21 protein-coding genes are annotated in these 21640 nt (G+C 68.8%); 13 read left to right on the top strand and 8 right to left on the bottom strand.

Annotation, left to right across the window (positions count from 1 at the left end):
- Positions 1–10: 10 nt before the first annotated feature.
- Positions 11–865: an ABC transporter substrate-binding protein gene (locus ACXJJ3_RS37970; RefSeq protein WP_458166780.1), complete on the top strand. Its 855-nt coding sequence runs from the start codon at positions 11–13 to the stop codon at positions 863–865.
- Here the strand turns inward: ACXJJ3_RS37970 and ACXJJ3_RS37975 are convergent.
- The 5 genes from ACXJJ3_RS37975 to ACXJJ3_RS37995 form a co-directional block, all read right to left on the bottom strand.
- Positions 862–1227, bottom strand: coding sequence for a DUF2255 family protein (locus ACXJJ3_RS37975; protein WP_458166781.1), 366 nt, complete (start codon positions 1225–1227; stop codon positions 862–864). The two genes, ACXJJ3_RS37970 and ACXJJ3_RS37975, sit on opposite strands and share 4 nt — an antisense overlap.
- On the bottom strand, positions 1220–2092 hold the full coding sequence (locus ACXJJ3_RS37980; RefSeq protein ID WP_458166782.1) for a helix-turn-helix transcriptional regulator: 873 nt from the start codon (positions 2090–2092) through the stop codon (positions 1220–1222). The genes ACXJJ3_RS37975 and ACXJJ3_RS37980 overlap by 8 nt, the downstream gene beginning before the upstream one ends.
- 65 nt (positions 2093–2157) lie before the next feature.
- A complete protein-coding gene (locus ACXJJ3_RS37985) occupies positions 2158–4179 on the bottom strand; it encodes a glycoside hydrolase family 36 protein (RefSeq protein ID WP_458166783.1) in 2022 nt (673 codons plus the stop codon).
- Complete coding sequence (locus ACXJJ3_RS37990; protein WP_458166784.1) at positions 4176–4922, bottom strand: FadR/GntR family transcriptional regulator; 747 nt, start codon at positions 4920–4922, stop codon at positions 4176–4178. The genes ACXJJ3_RS37985 and ACXJJ3_RS37990 overlap by 4 nt, the downstream gene beginning before the upstream one ends.
- Complete coding sequence (locus tag ACXJJ3_RS37995; protein ID WP_458166785.1) at positions 4919–6238, bottom strand: L-fuconate dehydratase; 1320 nt, start codon at positions 6236–6238, stop codon at positions 4919–4921. The genes ACXJJ3_RS37990 and ACXJJ3_RS37995 overlap by 4 nt, the downstream gene beginning before the upstream one ends.
- A gap of 141 nt (positions 6239–6379) precedes the next feature.
- Here ACXJJ3_RS37995 and ACXJJ3_RS38000 point away from each other — a divergent pair, with 141 nt between their 5' ends.
- The 9 genes from ACXJJ3_RS38000 to ACXJJ3_RS38040 all read left to right on the top strand — a co-directional run bounded on the left by ACXJJ3_RS38000 (position 6380) and on the right by ACXJJ3_RS38040 (position 17450).
- Positions 6380–8776: a glycoside hydrolase family 95 protein gene (locus ACXJJ3_RS38000; RefSeq protein WP_458166786.1), complete on the top strand. Its 2397-nt coding sequence runs from the start codon at positions 6380–6382 to the stop codon at positions 8774–8776.
- Positions 8776–9768 (top strand): ABC transporter permease, encoded by a 993-nt coding sequence (locus ACXJJ3_RS38005; RefSeq protein WP_458166787.1) that lies wholly within the window; start codon positions 8776–8778, stop codon positions 9766–9768. Before ACXJJ3_RS38000 ends, ACXJJ3_RS38005 begins: the two co-directional genes overlap by 1 nt.
- Positions 9765–10715 (top strand): carbohydrate ABC transporter permease, encoded by a 951-nt coding sequence (locus ACXJJ3_RS38010; protein ID WP_458166788.1) that lies wholly within the window; start codon positions 9765–9767, stop codon positions 10713–10715. The genes ACXJJ3_RS38005 and ACXJJ3_RS38010 overlap by 4 nt, the downstream gene beginning before the upstream one ends.
- Positions 10716–10739: 24 nt before the next feature.
- Complete coding sequence (locus tag ACXJJ3_RS38015; RefSeq protein ID WP_458166790.1) at positions 10740–12428, top strand: ABC transporter substrate-binding protein; 1689 nt, start codon at positions 10740–10742, stop codon at positions 12426–12428.
- Between the two features lie 24 nt (positions 12429–12452).
- Positions 12453–13769, top strand: coding sequence for an alpha-L-fucosidase (locus tag ACXJJ3_RS38020; protein ID WP_458166791.1), 1317 nt, complete (start codon positions 12453–12455; stop codon positions 13767–13769).
- A complete protein-coding gene (gene larA, locus ACXJJ3_RS38025) occupies positions 13766–15043 on the top strand; it encodes a nickel-dependent lactate racemase (protein ID WP_458166792.1) in 1278 nt (425 codons plus the stop codon). The genes ACXJJ3_RS38020 and larA overlap by 4 nt, the downstream gene beginning before the upstream one ends.
- Positions 15040–15972 carry a glycoside hydrolase family 43 protein gene (locus tag ACXJJ3_RS38030; RefSeq protein WP_458166793.1) on the top strand — a complete coding sequence of 311 codons (933 nt, stop codon included), beginning with the start codon at positions 15040–15042 and terminating at the stop codon, positions 15970–15972. The genes larA and ACXJJ3_RS38030 overlap by 4 nt, the downstream gene beginning before the upstream one ends.
- A gap of 102 nt (positions 15973–16074) precedes the next feature.
- Positions 16075–16569: a SigE family RNA polymerase sigma factor gene (locus tag ACXJJ3_RS38035; RefSeq protein WP_458166794.1), complete on the top strand. Its 495-nt coding sequence runs from the start codon at positions 16075–16077 to the stop codon at positions 16567–16569.
- Complete coding sequence (locus tag ACXJJ3_RS38040) at positions 16566–17450, top strand: hypothetical protein (protein WP_458166795.1); 885 nt, start codon at positions 16566–16568, stop codon at positions 17448–17450. Before ACXJJ3_RS38035 ends, ACXJJ3_RS38040 begins: the two co-directional genes overlap by 4 nt.
- On the opposite strand, the gene ACXJJ3_RS38045 is transcribed toward ACXJJ3_RS38040, so the two are convergent.
- Positions 17447–18277, bottom strand: a complete 831-nt coding sequence (locus ACXJJ3_RS38045; RefSeq protein ID WP_458166796.1) for a ZIP family metal transporter — start codon at positions 18275–18277, stop codon at positions 17447–17449. The two genes, ACXJJ3_RS38040 and ACXJJ3_RS38045, sit on opposite strands and share 4 nt — an antisense overlap.
- 179 nt (positions 18278–18456) lie before the next feature.
- On the opposite strand from ACXJJ3_RS38045, the gene ACXJJ3_RS38050 reads away from it, so the two are divergent.
- Genes ACXJJ3_RS38050 through ACXJJ3_RS38060 form a run of 3 tightly spaced genes read left to right on the top strand, consistent with a single transcriptional unit; the run spans position 18457 to position 20561 of the window.
- Positions 18457–19818, top strand: a complete 1362-nt coding sequence (locus ACXJJ3_RS38050) for an MFS transporter (RefSeq protein ID WP_458166797.1) — start codon at positions 18457–18459, stop codon at positions 19816–19818.
- Entirely contained in the window at positions 19815–20138 is a 324-nt protein-coding gene (locus ACXJJ3_RS38055) for a carboxymuconolactone decarboxylase family protein (RefSeq protein ID WP_458166798.1), read from the top strand. Before ACXJJ3_RS38050 ends, ACXJJ3_RS38055 begins: the two co-directional genes overlap by 4 nt.
- Before the next feature lie 9 nt (positions 20139–20147).
- A complete protein-coding gene (locus ACXJJ3_RS38060; RefSeq protein WP_458166799.1) occupies positions 20148–20561 on the top strand; it encodes a (R)-mandelonitrile lyase in 414 nt (137 codons plus the stop codon).
- Here the strand turns inward: ACXJJ3_RS38060 and ACXJJ3_RS38065 are convergent.
- Together ACXJJ3_RS38065 and ACXJJ3_RS38070 are read right to left on the bottom strand one after the other, a co-directional pair.
- Positions 20548–21081, bottom strand: a complete 534-nt coding sequence (locus tag ACXJJ3_RS38065; RefSeq protein WP_458166800.1) for a hypothetical protein — start codon at positions 21079–21081, stop codon at positions 20548–20550. The two genes, ACXJJ3_RS38060 and ACXJJ3_RS38065, sit on opposite strands and share 14 nt — an antisense overlap.
- Positions 21063–21617 (bottom strand): hypothetical protein, encoded by a 555-nt coding sequence (locus ACXJJ3_RS38070; RefSeq protein ID WP_458166801.1) that lies wholly within the window; start codon positions 21615–21617, stop codon positions 21063–21065. Before ACXJJ3_RS38070 ends, ACXJJ3_RS38065 begins: the two co-directional genes overlap by 19 nt.
- Positions 21618–21640 lie beyond the last annotated feature (23 nt).

The following is a 21640-nucleotide window of genomic DNA, read 5'->3' on the forward strand; positions in this document are numbered from 1 at the left end:
AAGGAACCACATGCTGCAATCACTCCGGCTGACGGAGTCCTCGACGGCCCTGAAGTTCGCGCCGCAGTACGTCGCGCTGGACCTGGGCTGGTTCGCCGACGCCGGCCTCGACGTGTCGATCGACGTCGACGCCGGGCCGGCCGGATCCTGGCTCGCGGAGAACCTCGCGACCGGGCGGGCCGACGTGGCGCTCGGCGGGGTCTGGCTGCCGTTGCTGTACGACCAACTCGGGCGTCAGCGGCTCCGCTCGTTCGCGGTGCTGTGCCATCGGAATCCCGCCGTACTGCTCAGTCGGGAGCCTGTGGACGAGCCGTGGTCCTGGACGCGGCTGCACGGACACAAGGTGCTGATGTCGCTCGCCGCTACCAGTCAGTGGATGTTCCTGGAGGGCGTACTCCGAGAGCACGATGTCGACATGTCCCGGGTCAAGTTCGTCCGGGATCTGCATGTCGACACCACGCGGGAGCTCTGGCGGGCCGGGTACGCCGACTTCTATCTGGTGGAGCCGCTCGCCGCCACGCAACTGATCGGTGAAGGCAGTGAGGTCGCGACCACGATGGCGGAGGCGGCAGGTCCGGTGCCGTGGAGCGTCTATTACGCGAGCGAGGAGTTCCTGACGACCAACCGGGACACGATCGATCGGTTCCGCTCGGTGCTGCAGCGTGCGTCCACCTGGCTGCTGGAGCAGGACGTCGACACCGTCGTGGAGGTTCTACGGAGGCGCTTTGCGAGCGAGGACCTCGGCTGGGCTGTCCGGCATTTCCGGACGCACGGGATCTGGCAGCGGACACCGGATTTCGACCAGGACGCGCTGCGGCGCTACCAACGGATGATGCTCGACTACGGCCTCCTCGACCCGGCCTAGCGGGGTTCGACGCGCAGGGTGGTGGCCCGGGCCGTCTCGTTGATGATCGCCCGGGTCGCCGATCCGTTGCCGTACTTCGCGAGGTAGGCGGCGTCGAGCTGGTCGTCGGCCGCGGCGTCGGGGACGTAGCTGACGTCGCGGGTCCGCCCGTTCCAGGAGATCGCGCCTTCGTGGTGGCGTACGACGCCCTTGTACCAGCTGCCCTCGGCGCCGCGGACCGACCGTACGTACAACTTGCCGTCGACAACGACATGCCACACGATCGTCAGCGTCCGTACCGAACCGTCGTTGCGGCGTCCGGCGACCCGGATCTCACCGACGCGGTCCAGCGCCTGCAGTTCGGCTGCGGTCCAGCTAGTCATGGGTTGCTCCTTCGGGGTGGAGTTCGTGGGTGGTCCAGCTGGCGAGGAGGTCGAGGGCGGCCGCGGAGGACGAGTCGGGCGGTGCGGTGTAGACGTTGATCCGTTGTCCGGGGTCGGCGGCGAGCTCGAACGCCTCGAAGTCCAGCTCGACGTCGCCGACCAGCGGGTGGTGGAAGCGCTTCTGGCCGGTGCGGTGGTACCGGACGTCGTGCGCCGCCCAGCGGCGCCGGAAGTCCTCGCTGCGGGTGGAGAGTTCACCGACGAGGTCGGACAGGTCCTTGTCGTACGGGTCGGTCCCGGCCGCGGCCCGCAGGAAGGCGACGCAGTCGTTCGCGGACTTGTCGTAGTCGAGGAAGAACTCCGTCGCGGCGCGATCGAGGAAGCAGAACCGGGCACTGTTCGGCGGCCGGCCCGGGGTGTGAGCCGCCGCGTGGTCGTACAGCGGGCTGTACAGCGCGCGTCCGAGCACGTTCGCGGCGAGCAGGTCGAAGCGGTCGTTCCGCAGGTACGCCGGCATCGGCATCTCGTCGAGGATGCGCTGCACCACCGGACGCACGCGCTGCTTCGCCGGCGTACGCCGAGGGACTCGGCCCGCGGGCGTGCCGGCCGCGCGGACGAGGCGGAACAGGTGGTCACGCTCGGCCTCGTCCAGCTGGAGCGCATGCGCGAGCCCTTCGAGGACGCCGTCGGACACGCTGCCGACGTTGCCGCGTTCCAGCCGCGTGTAGTACTCGACGCTGATCCCGGCGAGCAGCGCGACCTCCTCGCGGCGCAGCCCGGTCACCCGCCGGTTGGCGCCGTACACGGGCAGGCCGGCCTGATCCGGCGTGATCCTGGCCCGCCGCGTACCGAGGAACTCCCGCAAGTCACTCCTGCTCGTTGGACCCATTCCTCCACGCTACGTCGTCCCGCGTCGCCTACCAGACCCTGTCAGTACCCCTCCCGACCCCTCCCGCCCAGGCGGAGTACGCGGGCCGACGGCTCGGGGACGTCAGTGGTGATGGTGAGTACGTCGTCGGTCCACGTGTAGGTCCAGCCGTCGTCGGCGGTCGGGAAGTGGGGCGTGACAGTGGCGCGAGGGAGGCGGAGCTCGATCGCGGCGGGGCCGGGAGAGCGGTGCCATACGGTCAGGTAGGTCGTGTCGGGCCCGTGGAGAGCCAGGGCGACCCAGTCGTCGGTCCAGCCGGGCAGTCCGAGGGGCCAGCTGGGGACGAGGGTGTCGAGGGACTTCAGGATGTCGCGGTGCGCGGTGAGGGCCGAGCGGACCAGGTCCAGCTCGGGCGCGGTCATCCGGTTCAGATGGCCGGACAGGTAGAGGCGGCCGGGGATGCCGTTGACGAGCGCGAACGTGAACTGTTCGCGGGTGGTGCCCGTGATCGGGTACGCCCAGTGGCCGGCTTGTTCGGGGAGCAGGGCGGCCGGGGCGGCGGCGGTGATCGGTGCGTAGCGCAACGGATCTTCCTGGTCCGAGGTCGACTGCAGGTGCAGGCGGGACAGCATCGCGTAGTCCATCCGCATCGCGCCGGACGCGCAGTTCTCGATCAGCAGTTCCGGATGGCGGCGCTGCAGGTCGTCGAGCCAGTCGAGCAGCGCGCGGTTGTGTTCGAGGAGTCCGTGGCCGAGCGACGTACCGCCCTTGTCGGTGCCGGGGCCGGTCATCGTGTTGTTGTCGAACTTGAAGAAGCCGACCCCGAACTCCGCGACCAGCCGGTCGACGGTGTCGTCGAGATGCTTGCGGGCGGTCGTGTCGCGCAGGTCGAGCAGGTAGCGGCCGGAGTCGGCGACCCGGAGGCCGCGGCGGGTCAGGAACGCCGCGTCGGGCAGCTCGTCGGCGATCGGTGACCGGACGCCGATGACCTCGGGTTCGAGCCAGAGGCCGGGCACCATGCCGCGCGCGTGGATCCGGTCGACGACCTCGGCGAGTCCGTTCGGGAAGCGGGTGGTCGAGGGTTGCCAGGCGCCGACGGTGTTCCACCAGTCGCCCTCGGCGTACCAGCCGGCGTCGATGCAGAAGTAGTCCGCGCCGGCCTCGGCGGCGGCGTCGATCAGCGGCAGCAGCTTCTCGGTGGTCGGGTCGCCGACCAGGGTGTTCATGTAGTCGTTGAAGATCACCGGCATCCGGTCGTCGGCCGGGCGGCGACGGCGTACGGCGCGGCGTTGCCGGGTGAGCGCGGCGAACGTGCTGTCGCGGTCCGTCCCGGCCACGAGCGACACCGGTACGGACGTGAACGGCTTGTCGTCGGTGAGCTCGACGCTCCACTGGTGTTCCTGATCGGTCGGGCCGCTGAGCACCAGGTAGCCGCCGCGCCGGCTCTCGCCGATCTCGTAGTGCCACGGTCCGTTGTGCTCGATCTGCCAGCCGAGCGCGTACGGCGTACTCCGGTCGACGAGAACGCCGATCGGCAACTGTTCCCCGCTCGACCAGGACCCGAAGTTCGTCACCGCGTGCCGGGTGCGGGCGACATGCCGGTGGTCCTCGCTGGTGATGTCGGCGAGCGCCCCGGCCCGCAACGGCTGCACCGACCAACGGCTCTCGGCCATCCAGCTGTTGGCCGCGGAGTAGAGGTCGGCGTCCACGGACCCGAGGCCGACCGCGAGCGACGACAGGAACGTCAGCTCGAGCGATCCCGGTCCGGCGACGGACGCCTCGGACCAGGTACGGACGCCGGCTCCCGCTTCGAACACGCTGGTGACGCGCAGCCCGGATTCCGGGTCCTCCTGCAGGATCCGCAACGTACGGCCGGTCTCCTCGTGCCGGACGTACCGCAGCCGCTGACCGAGCACGGTGTCCACGTGCCGACTGCTACTGGGCGAACGGCCGGACCCGACGGCGGACACCTCGACCAGCGGCTGGCTGGTGTCCTGCGCGGGATGCTGGAACAGCCGCACCGGGCCGTCGTCGAGGGCGAAGGTCAGGGTCAGGTCGGGGGTGTTCCAATGCAGCAACGTCACAAGGCCTCATTCACGACGCTTTGTTCGAGGAGGTAGTCCTCGACGGTGAACAGATGGGCGGACATCCGGGTGCGGGCTCGGTCCGGGTCGTGCGCGGTCAGCGCGGCGAGGATCGACAGGTGCTCGCGGTGGGCGGTGTCGTCGGCGCCGGGCTGGGTGATCGAGCGGCGGAGCCGGTCTCGCATCGTGCGGCCGCCGAGCGCGTCGATCAGCGCGGCCAGGACTGGGTTGCCGGCCGCTGCCGCGATGATCCGGTGGAACGCGATGTCGTTCTCGATGACCGTTTCGTGGTTCGGTTCGCGCAGTGCCAGTTCGGCCTGGTTGTGCCGGAGCAGTTCGGCGGCGGCGTCGAGTTCGTCGATCCCGATCCGCTGGGCCGCGGCGGCCGCGGCCTCGGTCTCGAGCATCCGGCGTACCGAATGCAGATGGGTGGTGCCGCTGCCGTCCTGCAGGTCGACTACGAAGCCGATCGGTGCCAGCAGCATCGACGGGTCGAGCGTGGTGACGTAGGTGCCGTCGCCGCGCCGGGTCTCGAGCACGCCCATCATCGACAGCGCGCGAACCCCTTCGCGCAACGGGTTGCGGGAGACACCGAGAGCCGCGGCGAGGTCCTTCTCGACGGGCAGCCGGTCACCCGGCCGGAGCCGGCCGTCGATGATCAGCTGCCGGATGCCCTCGACCACGACGTCGGTCTGCGAAACGCCAGGGGTGCGGGCCTGTTCGGCGAGCTTGTCCGGCGTCATGGCTGCGCGTCCGTGGCCAGACGTCCGGCCCAGTAGCTGCCGTCCGGGAACCGGTACGTCTCGAGTGACTCCGTGTGCATCTCGGCACTGTAACCGGGCGCGACCGGGAGCACGTACGAGCCGTTCCGGACCACGCACGGTTCGACGAAGTGCTCGTGCAGGTGGTCGATGTACTCCGTGACGCGGCCGTCGAGGCTCCCCGAGACCGCGACGTAGTCGAAGATCGAGAGGTGCTGAACCAGTTCGCACAGCCCGACACCGCCGGCATGTGGGCACACCGGTACGTCGAAGCGGGCGGCGAGCAGGTAGACCGCGAGTACCTCGTTGACGCTGCCGAGCCGGGCGGCATCGAGCTGGCAGTAGTCGAGGGCGCCGGCCTGGAACATCTGCTTGAACAGCACGCGGTTCATGCCGTGCTCGCCACTGGCGACACCGATCGGAGCAACGGCCTTGCGGATCGCGGCATGCCCGAGGACGTCGTCCGGGCTGGTGGGCTCCTCGATCCACAGCGGGTCGAACTCGGCGAGGGCCTTGACCCATTCGATGGCCTGCGGCACCTCCCACACCTGGTTCGCGTCGATCATCAGGTGACCGTCCGGCCCGAGCACCTCGCGGGCGATCCCGCAGCGCCGGATGTCGTCGTCCAGGTTCGCGCCGACCTTGAGCTTCACATGTTTGTAGCCGGAGGCAACGGCTTCCTCGGACAGCCTGCGCAGCTTGGCGTCCGAGTACCCGAGCCAGCCGGCCGACGTGGTGTAGCACGGGTAGCCGGTCGCCTCGAGTTCCTCGATCCGTTGCTTGCGGCCCGGTTCCTGGCGGGCGAGCAGCGCGACCGCCTGGTCGGGAGTCAGTACGTCGGCCAGGTACCGCAGATCGGCGGCGTCGACGAGTTCTTCGGGGGACATGTCCGCCAGCAGCCGCCACAGCGGTACTCCGGCCCGCCGGGCGGCCAGGTCCCAGACCGCGTTCATGACCGCGGCGAGGGCCAGGTGGATGACGCCCTTGTCCGGTCCGAGCCACCGCAGCTGACTGTCCGACTGCAGCTCGCGGTAGATCCCGCCGAGGTCGGCGCACAGCTCGTCCACGTCCCGGCCGATCAGCGGTTCGGCGCGCCGGCGGGCCGCGGCCGCGCACAGGTCGGTGCCCCGACCGATGGTGAAGGTCAGGCCGTGGCCGGACAGTTCGGGGTCGTCGGTGCGCAGGACGACGTACGCCGCCGAGTGGTCGCCGTCCTTGTTCATGGCGTCGGACCCGTCGCTGTTCAGCGAGGTCGGGAAGCGGACGTCGACGACCTCCACCGAGGTGATGCATCGCATGGCGGGCCCTCTCACAGTGCGCGATAGATGGGATCTTTCCTCAGCTTTGATGCCGTTCAGTATGGACCAGTGTCCGTGGCAGCGCTACGATCCCGGAAATTCATGGGATTAATACCTCGTCGTCTCGACGGAGGACATGGTATGAGCAACCTGGTGAGCTCTGATCGCTCCGGCTCGCACCGGCTGTACTACGACCGCCCGGCGGCGACCTGGCTGGAGGCGCTGCCGATCGGCAACGGCCGGATCGGCGCGATGTGCGGCGGCGGACTCGGAACGGACCGGATCACACTCAACGACGAGACCCTGTGGTCGGGAGGCCCGGAGACCGTACGGGCGTTGTCGACGCCGCTCGGCGCGACCGGCGCGAACGCCGTACAGGCTGTGCGCGACGCGCTGCGAGCCGGCGACGTCAGACGGGCGCACGAGCTGGCCCGCGGCTTTCACTCCGGCTACTCGCAGGCGTACCTGCCGGCCGGTGATCTCCTGCTCGACCTGCGGGTCGCCGGTACGACGCCTGAGGCCGCCGGCGTGACGCAGTACCGTCGCGAGCTGGATCTCGACGCCGCGGTGGTCACGACGGCGTACGAGATCGGGGGAGTGGCGGTACGGCAGGAGGTCTTCGTCAGTGCGCCGGACGGTGTGCTGATCCAGCGATTGAGCTCATCCGAGCCGGTGCTTGCGCTGACGTGCCGGTTGACGTCGCAGCTGCGAGCACGCCGGCAGGCGGTCACTGACGGGCTCGGGCTGATCCTGCAGGCTCCGGCCGACGTCGCCCCGCCGCATTGCGACGTCCCCGAGCCGATCCGGTACTCCGACGGCGACGACCGCGGGATGTCGGCGGCGATCGCGATCCGCGCCCGGACCGACGGACAGCTCCGGGCCGACGAGTCCGAGCTCGTCGTCGACGGCGCGACCGAGGTCATCCTGATCCTCGCGACCGCCACCGGGTACGACGGTCCGTACGCCGTCCCGCAGCGCACCGGCGACGAGTGCCTGGCCACGGCGGACCGTACCGTCCGCGCAGCGCTCGATCGCGAGTACGACGACCTGCTGGCCGATCATCAAGCGGATCACCGGCGGCTGTACCGGCGCGCGTCTCTCGAACTGGCCGGACCGGCGGAGCTGTCCGAAGTACCCACCGATGTCCGGGTGGCCCGGGTGGGCGAGGATCCGGCCCTGGCCGCGTTGATCTTCAACTACGGCCGGTACCTCATGGTTGCGAGCTCGCGACCGGGCGGGCTGCCGACCAACCTGCAGGGGATCTGGAACGAGATCCTCCGCCCGCCGTGGAGCTCGAACTTCACGATCAACATCAACACCGAGATGAACTACTGGCCGGCCGAGACGACCAACTTGTCCGCGTGCCACGAACCCCTGTTGAGGTTTATCGTGAAACTCGCCGAGTCGGGCGGCCGGACCGCGCGCGAACGGTACGGCTGTGCCGGCTGGGCCGCGCACCACAACGCCGATGCCTGGTGCTGGTCGGATCCGGTCGAGGGTGACCCGCGGTGGTCGAACTGGCCGATGGCCGGCGCGTGGCTGGCCCGGCACCTGTGGGACCACTACGCGTTCACCGGCGACCTCGAGTTCCTCCGCGAGACCTGGCCCGTACTGCGCGGGGCCGCCGAGTTCTGCCTGGACTGGCTGGTCGAGATGCCCGACGGCAGCCTCGGTACGGCGCCGTCGACGTCGCCGGAGAACGACTACATCGCCGCCGACGGGCAGCCGGCCTCGGTCACCGAGTCCGCGACGATGGACATCTTCCTGATCTCGGACCTGTTCCAGCGCGTCGAACAGGCGGCCGAGCTGCTCGACGTCGCCGACCCGCTGGTCGCGGACCTGTCGACCGCGCGAAAGCGGCTGCCAGAGCCGTCGATCGGTGCGCGCGGTCAGCTCCAGGAATGGGCGGCCGACCTGCCCGAGGAGGACCCGCACCATCGGCACATGTCGCACCTGATCGGCGTCCATCCCGGCGACGCGATCACGCCGGACGGTACGCCGGAACTCGCCGCGGCGGCGCTGCGGACGCTGGACCTGCGCGGCGACGAGGCCACCGGGTGGTCGCTGGCGTGGAAGATCTGCCACCGGGCCCGGCTGCGCGACGCCGCCGCGGCCCACCGGCTGGTCCGCGCGTTCCTGCGCCCGGCCGACGACTCCGTGAAGGGACGTCCCGGGACCGGTGCCGGCGTCTACCCGAACCTGTTCTGCGCGCATCCGCCGTTCCAGATCGACGGCAACTTCGGCGCCACCGCGGGAATCGCGGAGATGCTGCTGCAGAGCCACACCGGCGAGCTCGAGCTGCTGCCGGCGCTGCCCGCCGCGTGGCCGAGCGGGCGCATCGCCGGCCTGCGGGCGCGGGGCGGCGTCACGGTCGACCTCGCCTGGACACCGCGGGGTGTCGAAGCAGTCCTGACCGCCGATCGGGACCAGGAGCGGGTCGTCCGCCACGGTACCGATCGGGCGCTGGTGCGGTTGACGGCCGGGATCGGTCAGCGCGTGAGTTCGGCCCTGATCGCCGGCCCGGACGAGGAGGTCTGATGGCAACGCTGACAACCGTCCAGCCACCGGCCGGTGAGCTACCTGCCCGGCCGAAACGCCGCCGACGGCGGGAACGGGCCGGCATCAAGGGCTTCCGCCGCAGCCTTCGGCGGCACTGGACCCTGTACCTGCTGATGGTCGTGCCGCTGATCTGGTTCGCGGTCTTCAAGTACGTCCCGATGTCGAACGCGGTGCTGGCGTTCAAGAGCTACAACGTGGTCAAGGGCATCTGGGGAAGCCCGTGGATCGGCTCGCAGAACTTCGAGCTGTTCTTCCACAACCCGGTGTTCTGGACCCTGGTGAAGAACACCTTCGTGCTCTCGGTCTACACCGTCGCGGCGAGTTTCCCGCTCGCGATCGTGCTTGCGCTGGCGCTGAACGAGGCCCGCCAAGGTCTCTTCAAGCGGACCGTGCAGCTGGTCACGTACGCGCCGTACTTTATCTCGACCGTGGTGGTCGTGTCGATGACGATCCTGGTGCTGTCGCCGCGGCTCGGCATCGTCAACGAAGGTCTGGGGTTCTTCGGCGTATCGGCGATCGACTTCCTCGGGAACCCGGACTACTTCCGGCACATCTACGTGTGGTCGGACGTGTGGCAGACCACGGGGTACTCCGCGGTGATCTACCTGGCCGCGCTCGCCGGGATCGACCCGGCGTTGCACGAGGCGGCGAAGGTCGACGGTGCGGGCCGGCTGCGGCGGATCATGCACGTCGACCTTCCGGGCATCATGCCGACCGCCGTGATCATCCTGGTCCTTGCGGTCGGCAACATCATGGCGATCGGGTTCGAGAAGGCGTTCCTGCTGCAGAACCCGTTGAACCTGAGCCAGTCCGAGATCATCGCGACCTACGTGTACAAGACCGGTCTGCTGAACGCGGACTTCAGCATGGCGACCGCGGTAGGCCTGTTCAACTCGGTGATCAACCTGGTCCTGCTGCTCGTCGTGAACACGGTGGCCAAGCGGATCACCGGGAACGGACTGTGGTCATGAGCGCCGACACGCACGCCAGGACGGTGCCGAACAAGCGCGTCGAGCGCCGGGCGGCGCGGGCCCGCCGGATCCGCGAGCCGCGCACCGACCGCATCTTCATGATCTGTGTCTACCTGCTGCTCGCGGTGTTCCTCGCCGTCGTGCTGTTGCCGCTGCTGTACGTCCTGGCCAGCTCGTTCAGCAGCCCGGAGGCGGTGTCGTCCGGCCGGGTGCTGTTCTGGCCGGTGGACTTCTCGCTGCGCGGGTACCACGCGGTGTTCGAGAATCCGCAGATCATCCAGGGCTACCTGAACTCGTTGTTCTACACGGTCGTCGGCACGATCGTCAGCGTCACGATGACGATCGCGGTCGCGTACCCGCTGTCCCGCCGGACCCTGGTCGGCCGGAACGTCGTGATGACGCTGATCCTGTTCACGATGCTGTTCACCGGCGGCCTGATCCCGACGTACCTCGTGGTCCAGTCGGTCGGGCTGCTCGACACGCGCTGGGCGCTGATCATCCCGCAGGCGATCGGCGTCTGGCAGGTCATCATCGCCCGCACCTACTTCCGTACGGCGATCCCCGACGAACTCGTCGAGGCCTCGCAGCTGGACGGCTGCGGCGACCTGCGGTTCCTGTGGTCGGTGGTGATCCCGCTGGCCAAGCCGATGATCGCGGTGGTCGCGCTGATGTACGCGATCATGCAGTGGAACTCGTATTTCGACGCGCTGATCTACCTGAAGAACCCCGACCTGTTCCCGCTCCAGCTGGTGCTGCGGAACATCCTGATCCTCAACACGACGGGCGGCGGGGCGGTCGACGCCTCGGTCGTGATCCAGCGTCAACAGCTCGCCGACCTGCTCAAGTACTCGCTGATCGTGGTCGCGAGCGTGCCGGTGCTGCTGATCTACCCGTTCGTCGCCCGCTACTTCACCAAGGGAATCCTGATCGGCGCCGTGAAGGGCTGATCCTCAAACCTCTGTGAGGAACCCATGTCTGTCAAGCTCAGCAGGAAGAGGCGTGCCGCGGTCGCCGGAATCAGCCTCCTCGCACTCGCCCTCGCGGCCTGTTCCGGAGGCGGCGGCTCGAACGCCGCGGAGGGCAAGCCGCTCCCGACGATCACCGGCAATCCGGCCGTCACGCTGAACGTCTTCGCGCCGCAGTCGGCCGACACGAACCTGGCCACCAACGACTTCACGAAGATGATCCAGCAGAAGTTCAACATCACGATCAAGTGGCAGACGACCACGTACGACGGTGGTCCGGCCAAGGAGAAGCGGCAGATCTCGCTGGCCAGCGGCGACTACCCCGACCTGTACCTGCTGATCCCGTGGGTCGACCAGTTCAGCCAGACCGATCTGCAGAAGCTGTCGACGCAGGGGGTCGTCGTACCGCTGAACCAGCTCATCGACCAGTACGCGCCGAACATCAAGAAGGCACTCGACTCCACCCCCGAGTGGAAGGCGATGGCCACCGCGCCGGACGGCAAGATCTACGGCCTGCCGCAATGGGTGGACTGCTTCCACTGCTCGTACCAGGACAAGCTCTGGATGAACTCGGCCTGGCTGAAGAAGCTCGGACTGCAGCAGCCGAAGACGACCGACGACATGCGCAAGGTGCTGCAGGCGTTCAAGACCCAGGACCCGAACGGGAACGGCAAGGCCGACGAGATCCCGCTCAGCGCCGACGTGCGCGACTTCCTGATCCCGTACTTCATGAACGCGTTCATCTACGATCCGCAGGGCTCCAGCGGGTACAACAACTCCACGCTGGTGCTGAACAACGGCAAGGTCGACGTCCAGGCGAACAAGGACGGCTGGCGCGAGGGACTGAAGTACCTGAACTCGCTCTACAAGGACGGCCTGATCGACAAGGGCGCCTTCACCCAGAACGGGGACGCGCTGTCCCAGCAGGGCAACCACGCCGGCTCCGTCATCCTCGGCTCCGCGACCGTGCTGCACCCGGGCATCTTCGTCAACACCGGTTCGGCGGACGGCCGGGACAAGCAGTACGACGCGGTCCCGCCGCTGACCGGCCCGGACGGCAAGAACTACACCGGCTACAACTTCCCGAGCGCGCCGGGCGCGACGTTCGTCCTGACCAGCAAGGCGACGCCGGAGAAGCAGATCCAGGCGATCAAGATGCTCGACTACATCTTCACCGACCAGGGCCAGATCAACGGCCAGTTCGGGATGGAGGGCAAGGGCTGGACGACGCCGGGCGCCGGCGACGTCGCGCTCGACAAGTCGCTGAAGCCGACCTTCAAGCAGATCCCGCTGAAGCCCGGGTCGGCCCCGCGGAACAGCGGCTGGGGCGCGATGGCGCAGTACAACAACACCGCGACCTTCCGGAACTCCGAGGCGATCGGCACCGACATCTACTCGCAGGCGGGCTACGAGCGGAAGTTGTACGAGGCAACCAAGCTGTACGCCGGGCACGAGGACAAGGCGCAGATCTACCCGTTCTGGAAGGTGTGGATCGCCCCGAGCCTGGCCAGTGAGCTCGCCACGCTGCAGACGAACATCGACAGCTACGTCCAGCAGAACGCGCTGCAGTTCATCACCGGCTCGAAGAACCTCGACACCGACTGGGACAGTTACGTCAAGGGTCTCGACGGTCTCGGCCTGAAGCGCTACCTGGAGATCCAGCAGGGCGCGTACGACAAAACCCCCAACAAGTAGTCCGAATCTCCCGAGGAGCGACCAGTGCCGTTCGACGCAACCTTCGAATCCCTGTCCGGCTTCGAGTGTCCGGAGTGGTTCCGGGACGCGAAGCTCGGCATCTGGTCGCACTGGGGACCGCAGTCGGTCCCACGGTACGGCGACTGGTACGCGCGCCACATGTATCGCGAAGGCAGCGACCAGTACCGGTACCACCTGCGCACGTACGGGCATCCGTCGCAGTTCGGCTACCGGGACGTCGTACCGCTGTGGAAGGCGGAGCGGTTCGACCCGGACGAGCTGATGGATCGTTTCGTGGCCGCCGGCGCCCGGTACTTCGTCGCCCAGGCCGTGCACCACGACAACTTCTTCAACTACGACTCGACGGTGAACCCCTGGAACTCGGTGCAGGTGGGTCCCGGCAAGGACATCGTCGGGCTGTGGAGGGCCGCGGCGGCCGGGCGTGGGCTGCCGTTCGGTCTCACGGAGCATCTCGGCGCCTCCTTCACGTGGATGAAGGCCACGGAGGGCGGGGAGGTACCGGATCCCTGGTACACCGACGATCCCGAGTGGCATCGGTACTGGCTCGACGCCGTCACCGAGATGATCGACAAGTACGAGCCGGACCTGCTGTACTCCGACGGTCCGCTGCCGTTCGGGGAACTCGACTACACGCCCGGCCTGCGCGCGGTCGCCCATCTGTACACCACGAATCCGCGGGCCGTGTACCAGCAGAAGGACCGGAGCCCCGAGGTGAGCGCCGTCGGGGTGATGGACATCGAGCGCAGCCAGACGCCGGGGATCCATCCCACGCCGTGGCAGACCGACACGTCGGTCGGCGACTGGTTCTACAACGTCCGCGACGTCTACAAGACGGCCGGACACGTGATCGAGATGCTGATCGACATCGTGGCGAAGAACGGCAACCTGCTGCTCAACGTACCGCAACTGCCCGACGGCACGATCGACACCGAGTGCGCGCACCTCCTCGACGAGCTGGGCGCCTGGACGCAGGTCTGCGGCGAGGGCATCTACGGCACGCGACCGTTCCGCGTGTTCGGCGAAGGCCCTTCGACCGTTGTCATCAAGGGATTCACCGAGGACCGCGTCGGCTGGACGAGCTCCGACTACCGCTTCACCCGCCGCGACGGCACGCTCTACGCCTTCCAGCTCACCTGGCCGGCCGACGGGCGTGCCGTCATCCGCAGTCTGGCCGGGCACGAGACAGTGACCGGCGTACGCCTGCTCGGTCACGGCCCGGTCCCGTTCGAGCAGGCGTACGGCGTACTTGTCGTCAACCTTCCCGCTGCGGCGCCGCTCGAGGTGGCGAACTGCCTGGCGATCGACCTGGCATCGGCGTGAGGAAGGTTCGGCTGGCGTACGGCGACACGGGTCTGGTCGTGGAGGTGGATCCGGCGCGGGCGACCGTGGTGGAGCCGGTCCACCACGACGCCGTGGCCGATCCGGTCGCGGCGCTGCGTCGCGCACTGCGGGAACCGGTCGCCGGGCCGCCGCTGCGCGAGCGGGTACGGCGTGGTCAGACGGTGGCGATCTCCGCCTGTGACGGGACGCGTCCGCAACCGCGGCACCTGATGATCCCCGCCGTACTGGCCGAGCTGGACGGCGTGGTCGACCTCGACGACGTGGTCGTGCTGGTGGCGACCGGTACGCACCGGGGCAACAGCGACGCCGAACTGCGGCAGATGTTCGGCGACGAGGTGGTCGACTCGGTGCGGATCGTCAACCATGACGGACGCGACCGGGACCAGCTCACCTGGATGGGGGCGCACGGCAACGGTGTGCCGGTCTGGCTGAACAGCCGATGGGTCGAGGCGGATGTCCGGATCACCACCGGCTTCGTCGAGCCGCACTTCTTCGCGGGATTCTCCGGCGGCCCCAAGCTGGTCGCCCCGGGACTGGCAGGTCTCGACACTGTTCTCGTACTGCACGACGCCGCGCGGATCGGCGACCCGCGGGCGACGTGGGGCATGACGCAGGGCAACCCAGTCCATGACGACGTTCGGGCGATCGCCGACACCACGGGTGTCACCTTCGCGCTGGACGTCGTCCTCAATCGGGACAAGGAGATCGTCGCGGCGTTCGGCGGCGACCTGTTGGCGATGCACGCCGCCGCCTGCGCGATGGCCAAGCAGATCGCGATGCAGCCGGTCGAGGTGCCGTTCGACGTGGTGGTCACGACCAACTCGGGGTTCCCGCTCGACCAGAACCTGTACCAGTCGGTCAAGGGCATGTCCGCCGCCCATCAGGTGGTGCGCCCTGGCGGGACCATCATCTGCGCGGCGGAGTGCCGGGACGGTTTCCCGGACCACGGTTCGTACCGCTCGGTGCTCGGCTCCGCCGATTCGCCGCAGGGGCTGCTCGACCGGATCGCCCGCAGCGCGGAGACCACGCCCGACCAGTGGCAGGTACAGATCCAGGCCCGGATCCAGGCGACCAGCCGGGTCGTGATGCACACGGGGTTCCTGACCGACGCCGAGTTGGCCGCCGTACAGCTGGAGCAGACGGCCGATATCTCCGCTGCCGTCGCCGAATCACTCGCGGCGGCCGGTCCGGACGCACGCGTATGCGTACTTCCGGAAGGCCCGCAGACCATCCCCTACCTGGAGGGCCGATGACGGCCGGTTATCTCTACGTCCACTTCAAGCGGGAGGGCGTCGACGGTGAGCAGATCTACTTCGCGTTGAGCGACGGCGACGACCCGTTGCGGTTCGACGACCTCAACGGCGGCCGGCCGGTACTCCGGTCCTCGCTGGGGGAGTGCGGCGTCCGCGACCCGCACGTCGTCCGGTCCGGCGACCGGTTCTTCCTGATCGCGACCGATCTGTGTCTGTACGAGAGCCTGGATTGGGACCGGCATCAGCGCCACGGCAGCCGGTCGATCATGGTGTGGGAGTCGGCGGACCTGGTGAACTGGGGCGAGGGCCGGCTGGTCGAGGTCGCGCCGCCCGGAGCGGGGAACACCTGGGCTCCGGAGTCGGTCTGGGATCCCGAACAGGACGCGTTCCTCGTGCACTGGTCGTCCACGTTGTACGACAACGCCGCGCACGAGGGCGACAGCTACAACCGGATCATGTGCGCGACGACGCGGGACTTCCGGTTGTTCTCGGAGCCGCGGGTATGGATCGATCGGGGCTGGCAGACGATCGATGCGACGGTGGTCGAGCACGACGGCGTCTACTACCGCTTCCTCAAGGACGAGCGCAGCCGGGGCGGCGACGCCCCGCTCGGCAAGTCGATCTTCTCGGAGACGTCAACGTCGCTGACGGCCGCGGAGTGGACGCCGTTGGCCGAAGGCATCGGCCTGGGCGCGGTCGTGCAGGGTGAGGGGCCGCTGGTGTACAAGTCGAACACCGAGGACAAGTGGTACCTCTGGATCGACGAGTTCACCCCGGACCGCCGGTACGTCCCGTTCGAGACGACCGACCTCGCCGGTGGCGACTGGGTTCCGTGCAAGGACTACCGGCTGCCGGAGGACCCGTGCCACGGCGTCGTACTCCCGATGACAGCGGCGGAGTACGCGCGGCTCCGCACCGCCTGGGCCTGACGCAGCCGTACATCTCTGCTTGTACGGTCGTCGCCGTGGTAGATGCAACCAACTTCGCGGTCGGTGGCGTGTCTAACCCGGTATCGAGGATCGGGAGGACAGATGAGTGATCGGGACGCCGCGTTCGAGGCGTACTTCGCGGCACGGTCCGACGCCATGCGCGGGACGGCGTACCTGCTGTGTGGCGACTGGCATCGTGCGGAGGACCTGGTCCAGCAGACGTTCACGAAGATCTACCTGGTGTGGCGGCGGATCCAGCGGCACGAGGCGATGGACAGCTACACCCGGCAGACGCTCGTCCGGACGTTCCTGTCCGAGCGGCGCCGCGGCTGGTTCCGGCACGAGTCCGTCGGCTCTCCGGAGGCCGACCGGGCCGGGCCGTCGCCTGGGCTCGCCGACGAGCGACTCGTGCTGCTGGAGGCGCTCGCGAAGGTGCCGCCGCGGCAGCGCGCCGTTCTGGTCCTGCGGTACTGGGAGGACCAGTCGGTCGAGCAGACCGCCGTACTGCTGGATTGCTCGGCCGGAAATGTCAAGAGTCAGGCTGCGCGTGGGCTGGCGACGCTGCGCGGTCTGCTTGCTGAGGAGAGGGTTCGATGAACGAAGAGGATCTCGGCGAGGAACTGCACGACGTCATGGTGCGCAGCAGCCCGCCGCCGTCGATGGACCCGGCGAGCGCGCTCGCCCAGGGCCGCCGGGCGCTCAAGCGGCGCCGGATCGTGCTGTCCGGAGCTGCCGCCGCCACACTGGTGGTCGGCGCCGTGGCCGGCCCCGCGCTGGCCGCGCACTACACCCCCGGCCGGCCGGGGGAGCCGATGGTCGCCGGCGGGTTCAGTACGCCGACGACACAGCCGACGACACAGCCGACGACGCCGGCTTCCACGCTGACGCCGAAGGCACCGGCCACCCGGAAGTCCGGCGACCCGTGGCCGGAGGGCCAGACGGACCGTACGGCGAGCGCCGGACCACGCGCCGACCGGGCCGTGGCGCTGCTGGACGAACTGACGAAGTCGGTGCCGGCGGGGTTCGGGACGCCGAGCTTGAAGTACCCGGACGGCGGGCCGATGAGATGGCCGCAGGCGCAGTACGCGTCGAACGACGGGGAGCAGGACTACTGGGAGTACCAGGCGCTCATGCCGGTGCAGATGAGCGACCGGTACGGCAAGCTGCTGGTGGAGTCGACCACGCCCACGGGGAAGCCGGCGCTGACGCCGTGCAAGCTGGCCCAGCAGTTCTGGAGCGGCAAGGGTACCTGCACCGTCGTCGACGTCGCCGGCAAGAAGGTCGGCGTAGTCACTGACAACGGCCAGGGCAGCTACGACCAGTGGGCGACGTACCGCTACGACGACGGCACCGTCGTCCAACTCGCCCAGGCCAGACAAAGCGACGACAAGAACCGCCCACCGCTGACCCAGCCGGTGTTCACCGCCGCCCAGCTCGCCCAGCTGGCGACGTCCCCGAAGTTCAAGATCAGTAGCTAGGCGCCGGCCGCGGTCACGATCGCGTCGGTGGCGAAGCCGGCCAGGAGGCCGAGGAGGATGCACCAGGTGGTGAGTTCCTTGCGGCCGGTCTTGCGGGCTACGGCGAGGAGTTCGATGACGACGTACAGGATCGAGCCGGCGGCCAGGCCGAGGAAGGCCACCGAGAGGGTGTCGTTGACGAAACGCTGCCCGACGAGGGTTCCGACGAAGGTCGGGCCGCCGCCGATCAGGCCGAGCAGGGCGAGCTTGAGCCAGGACGGGCGCTCGCCGGCGGCGGCGAGCGGGGCGACGATGCCGAAGCCCTCGGTGGCGTTGTGCAGGGCGAAGCCGATCACGAGGAGCAGCGCGAGCGACATCTCGCCGGTGGCGGCGGAGTTGCCGATCGCGAGACCTTCGGCGAAGTTGTGCAGGCCGATGCCGGTCGCGATCATCGTCGCGAGTCCGGCAGCCGCCGAGCTCGCGTGCGGCTTCAGGGCCGGGTCGTCGGTCGCGGCCGCGCCCGGGCCTGCGTTCGCTCGCGCCGTACGGCGGTGCGCCATCCAGCGGTCGTAGTACACGAGGCCGAGCAGCCCGATCCCGAGGCCGACCGCGAGGACGAGACCGTTACCGAGCGTGGTACCCCAATGCTTGCCGGCGAGCGCGGTGTCGATCGGTTCCCAGGCGTGCGCGAGGACGTCCCAGAGCAGGAAGAGCAGGATCCCGATCGCGACCGCGTTCAGCCCGGCCTTGAGCCGGGGCGCGGGACTGCGCAGCCGTCCGATCGGCAGGCCGAGATAGATGGTGAGGCCGGCGACGGCGCCGAGGACGGCGACCTGCGAGCTGGACATCGAGACGCTCCGAGGGGGTTGTTGAGTACACAAATACAACCCTGGAGATTAGATCAGGCAAGCCTGGCCTAACAACTCTCCGGCGGCTGGAACTTTCCTACGTCCGCGAAGGGGGTTCTCGTAGTACCTGCAACAGCCCGGCCTGTTACCGGCGCTGAATCCGCAGTTGGCTGGACAGCGTGACACAGACCGTGACTACCGGCCGCGCCGCGAACCTGGCGTTGCCGACGGCGTTGCTCGGGTTCTTCCTGGTGACGCTGGACGCCGTGATCGTGAACGTGGCGTTGCCGCGGATCGGGGCCGAGCTGGGCGGCGGCATCCAAGGGCTGCAGTGGGTGATCGACGGGTACACGCTGATGTTCGCGGCGTTCCTGCTGGCGGCGGGTTCGCTGGTCGACCGGATCGGGGCGAAGGCCGCGTTCGGGATCGGTACGGCGCTGTTCGTGCTGGCGTCGGCGGCGTGCGGACTCGCGCCGGATCTGCCGGTGCTGGTGGTGTTCCGGTTCGTCCAGGGCATCGGCGCGGCGGTGATCATGCCGGCGTCGATGGCGTTGATCGCGCAGGCGTGTCCGGATCAGGTCCGGCGCGCGCGGGCGGTCGCGTGGTGGGCGATGGGCGGCGCGGTCGCGTCGTCGGCGGGTCCGGTACTCGGTGGCGCGCTGACGGTCGTGAGCTGGCGGCTGATCTTCCTCGTCAACGTGCCGGTCGGCGTGGTGACGTTGCTGTTGCTGCGTCGTACGGCGGGGTCGGCTCGGCATCGGGTGCCGTTCGACTGGGGCGGCCTCGGGCTCGCGGTGATCGGGATGGCGGCCGTGACGTTCGCCGCGATCGAGATCGGGTCCGTGGATGTGCGGGTGGTCGGCGCGGCGGCGGTGGCCGTGGTGGCGATCGTCGCCTTCGTGGTCGTCGAGCGGAGGACGGCGCATCCGATGGTGCCGCCGGAGCTGTTCCGGTCGCGGGTCGTGGTGTCGGCGGTCGTGATCGGGTTCGCGTTCATGGTCGGGTACTACGGGATGCCGTTCGTGATGAGCCTGTACCTCCAGCGCGCCGGGCTGTCGGCACTGCAGACCGGTCTCGTCTTCCTGCCGATGATGCTCGTCGGCCTGATCGTCACACCGCTCGGGCCGCGGCTGGTCGAACGGTACGGCGCGCGCGCCGTCATCGTGACCGGTCTCGCGCTGATGACCGCTGGTCTCGCAGGGATCGCGCTCACGCCCGCGTCCACGCCGGTCGTCGTACTCGCGGCTCTGATGGTGCTGGTCGGCCTGGCCGGTCCGACCGTCATCCCACCGGTGATCGCCCAACTCCTGCACGCCGTACCACCGCACCGCGCGGGCACCGCCAGCGGCGTCTTCAACACCACCCGCCAGTTGGGCGGCGCTCTGGCCATCGCTGTCTTCGGCACCTTCCTGAACAGCCCGGCAGGGATCCACGCCGGTGCCCGAACCAGTTTGCTGACAGCGGCAGCCGTCACGCTCACGGCCGGGGCAGCAGCCGCCGGCGGGCTTCGTCGTACCGTTTCGAGAGAGGAATCATCGTGACCGAGAAACAGCCTTCGGGTGCCGAGCGGATGCTCGGCGACTTCGCGCCCGCCTTGGTCGGTTTCACCGACGACGTGCTGTTCGGGCAGGTCTGGAAACGCGACCAACTGTCCGCCAAGGAACGCAGCCTGGTCACCGTCGCCTGCCTGGTGACCAGCGGGAACACCGATCAGCTCGTCTATCACCTCGGGCTCGCCAAGGAGAACGGCAACACCGAGGAAGAACTCGTCGAAGCGCTGACGCATCTGGCCTTCTACGCCGGCTGGCCCAAGGCGATGGCCGCCATGGGTGTGGCCAAGCAAGTGTTCACCGAACGATAGGAGACACCAATGGAACTCATTCCTGTTGGTAAGGCCAACAAAGCGCCCGCGCAGAACTTCACCGGGGACGTGTATGTGACCTCGATCAAGGGCCCCGCAGAGCCGTCGCGGCTTACGGCGGCGTTGGTTCGGTTTGCGCCGGGGGCTCGGACCAATTGGCATTCGCATGCCGTGGGGCAGGCGTTGTATGTGACCGAAGGGGTCGGGTACGTCGGGACCCGCGACGGGGAGGTGATCCGGATGCGGGCCGGTGACACCGTCTGGACGCCGCCGGGGGAGGAGCACTGGCACGGGGGTACTGCGGAGACCTTCATGTGTCACGTCGCGATGCTCGAGGCGACTGCCGACGGCGACCCGACCACCTGGCTCGAGCCGGTGGCCGACGACGTTTACCGGGCGGCTGGTGCCGTCAGATCGAGATGAACTCGGTGATCATGGAGATCGCGCCCGGGCGGCCGGGGCCGATGGCGAACCAGAGGAGGGCGAGGGCGAGTTGGTCCAGGTCGTCGGCGGGGGCGGCCGACTTGAGGTGCAGGCGGCCGAAGACGCCGGCTTTCGCGGAGGCGATCCGGATGCCGGCGCGGTAGAGGTCGGTTCGCCCGCGGCGGTGGTGGCGGACCTCGTACGAGCGGCCCGCCAGTTGCAGCGTGCCGTTGTGGTCGCGGCGCCGACGGCGGACCGCGGCGCCGAAGGTGATCACGGCCTCTTCGGACGGTGCATCCGGGTAGTAGATCGTCACCGGATACGACTGCACCATGTAAGGGATCAGCGTCGTCCTGGCCGGTGGTTCGAACGGGAGCGCCTTGCCGCCGCCGGACCAGCGGAGAACCTGCCAGGTCGCGCGGATGTGGCTGCTGGGGTCACGCAGTACGGCGTGTCCTGTGTCGTCCGCGGTTGCGGTCCAGCCGAACGGTGACCTGCGGGTCACTGTTGGTTCGGCCACCGTTGGATCCTCCCCGGAAGCCCTCGCGCTGCGTCGTGCTGTTCCTTCAGCAGTACGTCGAGTGCCGCCTTCAACGTGGCCGCACGGGGATCGAGCAGCAACGGCAGGCTGACCGATTGCGCCGCCTGTCCGTCGGGTCCGGTGCGGTCGGCAATCACATAGGTGTACGTCGCGCGGCTCTGGGCGACCCCGACGCGGAACTCCGAGATCTCGGACCACGGCACCCGCTTGCCGCGGACAACCAACCCGTCGCGGTCGACCACGACCCGGACCCGGGGGAGCAGCAGCCACCCGATCCAGATCACGACCCCGAGCACCGGCCCCACGAACACCCCGCCGACCGCGATCGGCATCGAGGGATTCGGGCTGCTGAACGAGTACGCGAACATCCCGAGGAACGGCAGCGTGCACGCGACGATCCCCGCGACGGCCTTCAGTGACGTCCGGACCTCGAACACTCCGGTACGGCGGAACTGGTCGACGAGCCGCCCCGCTGCCGGCGGAAGCTCCCACGGGAGCGGAGGATGCGAGGCCACGGCGGGAGAATACGGCACTCCGG

This window comes from Kribbella sp. WER1 (assembly GCF_054189145.1).